The sequence below is a fragment of the Vibrio sp. T20 genome (genome assembly GCF_007858795.1).
GTDB classification, from domain to species: domain Bacteria; phylum Pseudomonadota; class Gammaproteobacteria; order Enterobacterales; family Vibrionaceae; genus Vibrio; species Vibrio satsumensis.
Window position 1 is genome coordinate 270,567 of sequence record NZ_VFEB01000045.1, and the last position, 7,734, is coordinate 278,300.

Below are 7,734 nucleotides of genomic sequence, written 5' to 3' on the forward strand. Positions count from 1 at the left end.
AATCTAATGGGCGAAAGGATAAGGGAACTTGAAACTTCAGGCTAGGGCTTTGATCAACTCATTTATCAGTACTCATTTGTTTGACCAAAAGGGGGAAGTGCTTTAAGGTCTGCGGTTGATTAATTTCATCCAATGATTGAGCTGAGGGAAAGTTGTACAAGATTAATGAAATGTTTGAAACCATTCAGGGTGAGGGCGTGTTTACTGGCGTTCCCGCTGTTTTTGTTCGTCTACAAGTTTGTCCAGTAGGCTGTTCTTGGTGTGACACCAAACAGACCTGGGACGCTTTACCAGAAGACGAGACTAGCCTTGGCGATATCATGGTTAAGACAGAGGACTCGCCTACTTGGTCAGCAATCGATGCTCAAGGAATCGTGAATGAATATATCAAGCAAGGTTACACTGCGAAGCACATTGTGATTACAGGTGGTGAGCCGTGCATTTATGATCTTGTTCCTCTTACTGAAGCATTTGAGCAGCACGGTTGTCGCTGTCAGATTGAGACTAGCGGAACATCAGAAGTAAAAGCCACACCTGACACTTGGGTTACGGTGTCACCTAAAGTGGCAATGAAAGCGAAACTGGAAATCTTAGATAGCGCCTTACAACGTGCTAATGAAATTAAGCATCCAGTAGGTACAAACAAAGACATCGAACAACTTGACGGTTTATTGGAGCGAGCTGCGGTTCCTAGCGACACTGTTATCGCTCTGCAGCCAATCAGCCAAAAAGACCGCGCAACTCAGCTTTGTATTGATATCTGCATTGAGCGCAATTGGCGCTTATCAATACAAACTCACAAATATTTGAGCATCGCATAGGTTGTATTTTTACTGGGTAAGATAAGTCGCTAGTAGAAGGTTCTCGTAAGGATTTAAGATGAAAAAAGCAGTGGTAGTATTCAGTGGGGGTCAAGACTCAACAACGTGTCTTGTTCAAGCATTAAAAGAGTATGATGAAGTTCATGCGATTACATTTGATTATGGTCAGCGTCATAGACTCGAGATTGAAGTCGCTGAGTCATTGTCGAAAGAGCTTGGTGTGAAAGCACACAAAGTAATGGATGTGACTTTATTGAATGAACTGGCTATTAGCTCTCTGACTCGCGACGATATTCCTGTGTCTCATGAGCTGCAAGAGAATGGACTACCAAACTCTTTTGTTCCTGGTCGTAATATTCTGTTTTTAACTTTGGCGGGTATTTACGCTTACCAAATCGGTGCTGAAACAGTGATTACAGGTGTGTGTGAAACAGACTTTTCTGGTTACCCTGACTGCCGCAATGATTTTGTGAAGGCGATGAACTCTGCGCTTGTGCAAGGTATGGATAAGCAGCTTGATATCAAAACACCGCTAATGTGGCTAAACAAGGCTGAGACATGGGCGCTAGCAGACCAGTACTCAGCACTTGAGCTTGTTAGAAACAAAACACTGACTTGTTACAACGGCATTGTTGGTGATGGCTGTGGCGATTGCCCGGCATGTGAACTGCGTAAAGTTGGCCTTAACGATTATCTAGGTGATCGCGAAAGCATTATGGCTGAATTGGTTCGCAAACAGACGGAGAATAAATAATCTCAGGTAAATCAATCGGTTCGTTATATGCATCAATAATACAGTTTCGACCGTTGCTTTTGGCTTGATAGAGCGCTTGGTCAAGCACTGAATACAAGTCATCAAAGTCACTTAATGCGTTTGAGGTTGCTAGATAAGCAAAGCTTGCGGTTACATTAAGTGGCTTTTTGCTTTCTGATAAGAAGACGGTGCTGGATATAGCGTAGTGCAACTCTTCAACGCGTTCTCGCACCTCTGCAGGTTTGGTATCGGTTAGCATGATGACGAACTCTTCGCCCCCTAAGCGACCAAACAATTCACCATTCACTAAGTGTTTTCTAATTTTCTCACTAATATGGAGCAGGGCTCGATCACCAGTAGGGTGCCCATGCTCATCATTAATCTTCTTAAACTTATCTAGATCGAGCAGCACGAGCACATGCTGTTTGTCCGTCTCTTTACAGCGTTTTACTCTTTTGATTCTTCGAATTATCTCGGTTCGACCGTATGCTTTCGTCAAGCCATCAATTGCTGCTTTTGCGCGAACCGTTTTGTTGACCAATACCGTAAAGCTTGCAGCGCAAAGCAATAGAATAACAACGATGTTGTACATCCATCTTTGATGTTCCATTTTTTCAATTTGAACACGATCGAGTTTCGCCTGATGTGTCAGGAAAGAGCTTTCTAGTTCTTGTTCATATTTGGCGTGCGTTAGGCCGAGCGCTTCGAGTGCGAGTCGATTATCGATGTCTCTAGCTTCCATTTGTATTGATGAGTATCGCTGGTATAAATAGAAAGCTTGTTGGTAATCGTCGAGTGATTGATGTATATCCGAAAGCTGCAGAAGTGATTGAGCGATGTACTTGTGTCTTGTGACTTGCTCGGATACTTTTAAAGCTTGCTGAGCATAATTGAGCGCCTCTGTTGTCAGCTTTTGATCTTCGAACATATCGCTGATCGCCAAGTAAGCGTTAATACGAATGACGTTGTTACTTAATTCATTCGAAGCCGACAGAGCGTTGACTAAGTAACCTCTCGCCAAATCATAGTCTTTAATTTGAGTGTAGGCTTTTCCTAAGCCAAGACTTATTAGTGCGATACCGTAGCTATGAGATGATGTAGTTAACAGTGTTTTTGCTTGCTGAAAGTGGTTAATTGCTAGGTCACTTTGCTTTTGGTTGAGGTAGAGATCCGCAAGGCTGTGATGTACTTGTGCTTTCATTAAATCAGAAGCATCAGCTCTGAGTATGAGTGCTTCTTTTAGGTACTCTGTCGACTTCTCATATTGCTTTAATTCCTTGAGCAAGTTTCCTACATCGTTATAGATCCCCGAAATATCATGTCCTTGTGGGAATACGTTTATCAGCGATAGGTAGGTATCTAGAGCAGATTGATAGTCACTGCGGAAATGGTGATTGTTGGCGATGACTCGATAAGTCGCAAACTTTGGTAATACTGGGTCAGCGATGTTGTGTAAGTCCGACTTAAGTGCAGAGCAATAATAGTTCGCTTGATGGTATTTAGCTTGCTCATTAAGCGAACGGCACATCTGGTATTTTAATAGAGCTTTTCCAGTTAAATCACTGTGTGATTGCATTTTTGCCAATAGTGTAAGAAAGCCTTGTTGTGCTTCCTCATATTGGCCTTGGCCATCTTTAATCAGAGCAGAAATAAATGCTGTTTCTATCGCTTGGTAGTAGCTGTCGTTTGAAGCGATCCCGTAGAACGGCTGATCTCGGTGGCTCATGTATTGATACAGAAGAGACGCAAGGTAAAGCTTATCTCCGTAAACCGTTGACCCGATGTAGCGTGTTTGCAGCATGTTTAATGCGCGTTCAGGAGAGTGATTTAAAGTAGAGAGATAAAGTGCGTTCCAATCAGCATTTGGAGTAGGGCTTAAATTGGAGGTATAGACTGGTGAATTGTTGTCACGATCTGATGTTGATACTTGGCTATAAGAACAAAAGCTAATGAATAGTAGAAAGGTAACAAAAACGAAGTGATTCACAAGAGACGATCAATCAGATAAAGAACGATATTCTATTATTAGTTTGATGTTGCTTCAAATTTTGAATGGTGCGGCTACGAGGTTATGCGAGGTAGGTCTCTAATTTATTGATACTAATCAGAGGTATATCGGTCGCACGATTCGCGCGACCGATATCGGAAATTAGATGTATAATTTCGCTAGGTCAGAAGGCTCAAGTTCTTTGCCTTCTAATGTTGCATTCCAGTTAGTACCAACAAGAACGCCGTCTTCAGCAAGAGTCAGTAACCAATCTTCTACAAAGATATCTAGTGGAATTTCTAATACTTCGAAGTCAGCCCACTCTTCAACATTGTGAGTCTGAGCATCTTCTTTTGAAGACCAGAAAGGCATCACTTCGCTATTTTCGAATTCACTTGAGTCACATGCTAGCCAACCTTCTTCGTTGCGAAGGCCCCATACCAGTTTAGTTTCCTGTGTTTCAGAAACGAAAAGTTCTAGATTTGCTTGAGTATCAGCTGTTAGTTTGCTCATGGATTAATTCTCTATGTTGATAACGGGGCAAGATTAACATTATAGACGGCTTAGGTATATGCTATTCAAGGAATTATCACCATACTGAAACGCTAACTTAAGATAAGGTTTCAGTATGGTGGAAGAAGGGTAGATCCTACTTCTTTATTTTGGTGAAGATATGCCACTCTTCTTTGATATTGCCCTTAAACCCAACAACCGAAGCGACAACTTTTCGATGTAGTGCGTGATTGATTTCTGTGTCATCACTGCTGAATTCAGAGTCTCCATGACCTACGATATTAACTCTAGATGGCTGAATACCATTGCTTATCAGTGCACGCCTTACATGTAACGCGCGCTCTTTTGAGAGCTTTAAATTGTGTTCGGAATTGCCTACTTTGCTGGCATAACCTTGCAATTCAATGCTTGTACTCTCGTAGCGCTTCAAAAACGCAGCCATCTGGCGTATTTGGCTAAGGAAAACAGGGTTAATCTCCGTAGAGTTGTTAGCAAAGAGTATGTGGAGCTCTTTCTTTTCTGAAGATTCGAAATATGAACCACAACCGTCGTTATCTATCTCAGCACCAATTTGCGTATCAGGACACAGATCTCTAGCATTGATTACTCCATCATTATCATCATCTTCGAGATCATAAATTTGTGTGATCTCAGGAAGAGCTCGATATTCAAATTCTTCATCGCTTGTTTCAGCTAAAACATTGGCAGAGACAACCATGATACAAAGCGGAAATACAGTCTTTATCAGCTTCATTAGTATTCTACCTTTTCATTCCATTCTTGAGGGGTTTCAACGCGTAGTCCGGTCAACAGGTTTCCTGTTGCGTTCATCACTCTGTATTTTGCGTATTGTTCGTCGTACTTGGCATCCAAATACCCTTTACGGGCTTCAAATAGTTCATTCTCGGTATTAAGTAAATCGAGAAGGGTACGTTTGCCGATACGGTACTGTTTCTCATACGAGATCACGGTGTCTGATGCTGAATCTACATGGTCTGATAAGAATTCTTTTTGTTGGACGGTCAGATCGAGAGCGCTCCACGAAAGACGCAGACTTTCCTCTACATTACGATAGGTGCTCTCACGTAGGTCTTTTGCTTTATTGAGTTGATAAGCGGCACTTTCAGCACGATCTTGATCCGCTCCGCCGTTGTAAAGGTTATACCTTAAACGAACCATGGCAGAAAACTCATCACTACTTCCTTCGGTACCGCCGGCATCATCACGCCAGGTTTGTGCTGCTTCAAAAGAAACCGTCGGGTAGTTGGTGCTCTTAGATTGCTTGTATTGAAATTTCGCTGAGTCTACATCGGCTTGTGCAATCTTGATTACTGGGTGTTGGTTAAAGGCTTTTGCCAATGCGCCATCAACGGTATAAGGGATAGCCCCCGCATCTGCTCGAGGGAAGGTTAGCCCTAGCGGAGATTGACCGACAAGCCTTTTGAACTGAGTGTGAGTGTCAAAAAGGTTGTTTTGCGCTGCAAGCAAATTACCGTGTGCTTTAGCGATACGTGCCTCTACCTGTGACATATCTGCCGTTGATCCAATGCCTGATTCAACACGTTTGCGGATATCACTGTATATTTTTTTGTGTGTCGCGAGGTTGTTTTCAGAGAGTGACAGTACTTCATAGGCTTTCACTGCATCAAGATAGACCTTAGTGACTTCTAAAGCGATGTCCTGTGCATTTGATAGCAGTTGATAACGTACAGATTCTGCATCAGCTGCGGTACGATCGATATCATTTGAGGTATTGGAACCATCCCAGATAAGTTGAGTAAGGGTAATAGTCGCTTCTTTTCGAGTTAGATCTGTTGTGCTTGAGTTAGTCGCTAGGTCGGTGTGTTCATAACCGATCCCTCCATCCAGGTCTATACTCGGACGGTAAGCACCACCAGAAGCATCATTAATATATCGCTTACTGACATATTCATTATAAGCACTTTTGATTTCAGGGTTACTTTCTAAAGTAAACGCAACGGCTTGCTCTAGGGTTTGTGCTGTCGCCGGTAAGCTAATACTTATTGCTAACCCTAATGTTGTTATTTGAAGCCTGTTCAATGTAAATCTCCCTAAAATTGGCGCACACCTAAGTCTTGAATTCATGCCGTTATATACAAAATTTAGATGAAGCGCCAAAAAAACCACGATCGCTAAGCTGGCGTTCGTAAATGGTTGTAAAAATGTTAACCGATTGGCGTGCGTTTTATGGTGTTCTTGTACACGTTAATCTCAAGTTTTATTGCTGATTATTTTCCGTAAACACAATAACTTATATTGCCATTGTGAGCACTAAGATTGTTGTGTGATGTGATCACTGTCATTAGCTTGTCACTCTAGTTGTTAAATACTCGATTCATAACTAGGAATTATATGACTTTAGGTGTTATATTTTAACTAATATTATAAATATAATGTCACTATTTTGACGCTAATGACAAAAAAAGCTTTTTTAGGGGTTTATATGGACATGACAACATTGAATTTGGGTGGTGCATTAGCACTTGGCCAGCGCATTGTTATCTCGGTAGATGGTACGATTAAAGTCTTAGAAGAAGGACAACCACTACAAGCAGGGGATGTTATTCTTGAATCCCAGAATGGAACCAATGAACCTCAGGTATCTACAAAACGCTTCTCATCCGAGGAAGGCGAAATTGAACTCGATCAAGATATTGCGAATATCTTTGCTGCATTGGAAGAAGGTCAAGATCCGACTGAGCTAGGTGAGGAGTTTGCAACGGCAGCTGGTCAAAACGGTTCAAGTTTGGCTGCTAGCGGGACTATTGAACGTGATGGTGAAGAAACCATTCCTGCTACAGAGTTCGTTACTACAGGTTTTGAATCATTAGGCTTATCTGAAACCCAAAGTTTAAGCTTACTTGATGCTTACCGTTCGCTCATTGAACCTACCGTAGCTCAAACAAACACTAACCCGCTGTTTGTTGATTCAAATAATGACGCTATTGGTGACACAGTATCATTTACGACAGATGAAGATACGCCAGTAAGTGGCACTTTGTCGGCTTCAGATGAAGATGGTGATTCTCTGTCATTCAGTAAATCGACAGAACCTTCAAACGGTACTGTCGTTATCGATGAAAATGGTGATTGGACTTATACCCCCAACGAAAACTACAACGGTAATGACAGCTTTACAGTTGTTGTATCAGACGGCCAAGGTGGATCTGACACAATTACGGTTAACGTTGACGTAACCCCAGTAAATGATGCTCCCATCGGCAGTGACGTTTCAGTAACCACCGACGAAGACACTCCTGTGAGCGGTAGCCTTTCTGCTATTGATGAAGATAACGACTCCCTATCATTTACAAAAGGCACCGATCCATCAAATGGTACAGTTACTGTCAATGAAGATGGTAATTGGAGCTACACACCAGATGAAAACTATGACGGTAGCGATAGCTTTACTGTGATTGTTAGCGACGGGCAGGGTGGAACGGATACTATTACTGTTGATGTTGGGGTTAGGCCAGTTCCGAGTGTGAGCATCACAGAAACGGTGAGCGTGAGTGAAGGCTCAGCGGCCGAGTTCTCCGTAAGCCTAGATAAGGCGGTGGACACGCCAGTGGTGGTGAATCTAGCGCCAACGACGGACGGTAACTACACAGCAGAAGCCAACGACCTTGGTGACATGG

General features: G+C 42.5%; 7 protein-coding genes. 3 read left to right on the forward strand and 4 right to left on the reverse strand.

What is annotated here, in order from left to right:
- The first annotated feature begins 152 nt into the window (after window positions 1-152).
- Together queE and queC are read left to right on the forward strand one after the other, a co-directional pair.
- Window positions 153-821 carry a 7-carboxy-7-deazaguanine synthase QueE gene (gene queE, locus FTW16_RS02955; RefSeq protein WP_315897538.1) on the forward strand — a complete coding sequence of 223 codons (669 nt, stop codon included), beginning with the start codon at window positions 153-155 and terminating at the stop codon, window positions 819-821.
- 58 nt (window positions 822-879) lie between these two features.
- Window positions 880-1,575: a 7-cyano-7-deazaguanine synthase QueC gene (gene queC / locus FTW16_RS02960; protein WP_146489990.1), complete on the forward strand. Its 696-nt coding sequence runs from the start codon at window positions 880-882 to the stop codon at window positions 1,573-1,575.
- On the opposite strand, the gene FTW16_RS02965 is transcribed toward queC, so the two are convergent.
- The 4 genes from FTW16_RS02965 to FTW16_RS02980 all read right to left on the reverse strand — a co-directional run bounded on the left by FTW16_RS02965 (window position 1,535) and on the right by FTW16_RS02980 (window position 6,094).
- On the reverse strand, window positions 1,535-3,562 hold the full coding sequence (locus FTW16_RS02965; RefSeq protein WP_146489991.1) for a diguanylate cyclase: 2,028 nt from the start codon (window positions 3,560-3,562) through the stop codon (window positions 1,535-1,537). The two genes, queC and FTW16_RS02965, sit on opposite strands and share 41 nt — an antisense overlap.
- A gap of 162 nt (window positions 3,563-3,724) precedes the next feature.
- Window positions 3,725-4,075 carry a DUF2750 domain-containing protein gene (locus FTW16_RS02970; protein ID WP_017062305.1) on the reverse strand — a complete coding sequence of 117 codons (351 nt, stop codon included), beginning with the start codon at window positions 4,073-4,075 and terminating at the stop codon, window positions 3,725-3,727.
- A gap of 136 nt (window positions 4,076-4,211) precedes the next feature.
- Window positions 4,212-4,829, reverse strand: a complete 618-nt coding sequence (locus FTW16_RS02975; protein ID WP_019824717.1) for an OmpA family protein — start codon at window positions 4,827-4,829, stop codon at window positions 4,212-4,214.
- Window positions 4,829-6,094 carry a TolC family outer membrane protein gene (locus FTW16_RS02980; RefSeq protein ID WP_146490002.1) on the reverse strand — a complete coding sequence of 422 codons (1,266 nt, stop codon included), beginning with the start codon at window positions 6,092-6,094 and terminating at the stop codon, window positions 4,829-4,831. Before FTW16_RS02980 ends, FTW16_RS02975 begins: the two co-directional genes overlap by 1 nt.
- A 445-nt stretch (window positions 6,095-6,539) precedes the next feature.
- Here FTW16_RS02980 and FTW16_RS02985 point away from each other — a divergent pair.
- Window positions 6,540-7,734: Ig-like domain-containing protein (locus tag FTW16_RS02985; protein ID WP_146489992.1), on the forward strand; the 1,195-nt coding region annotated here is incomplete at its 3' end.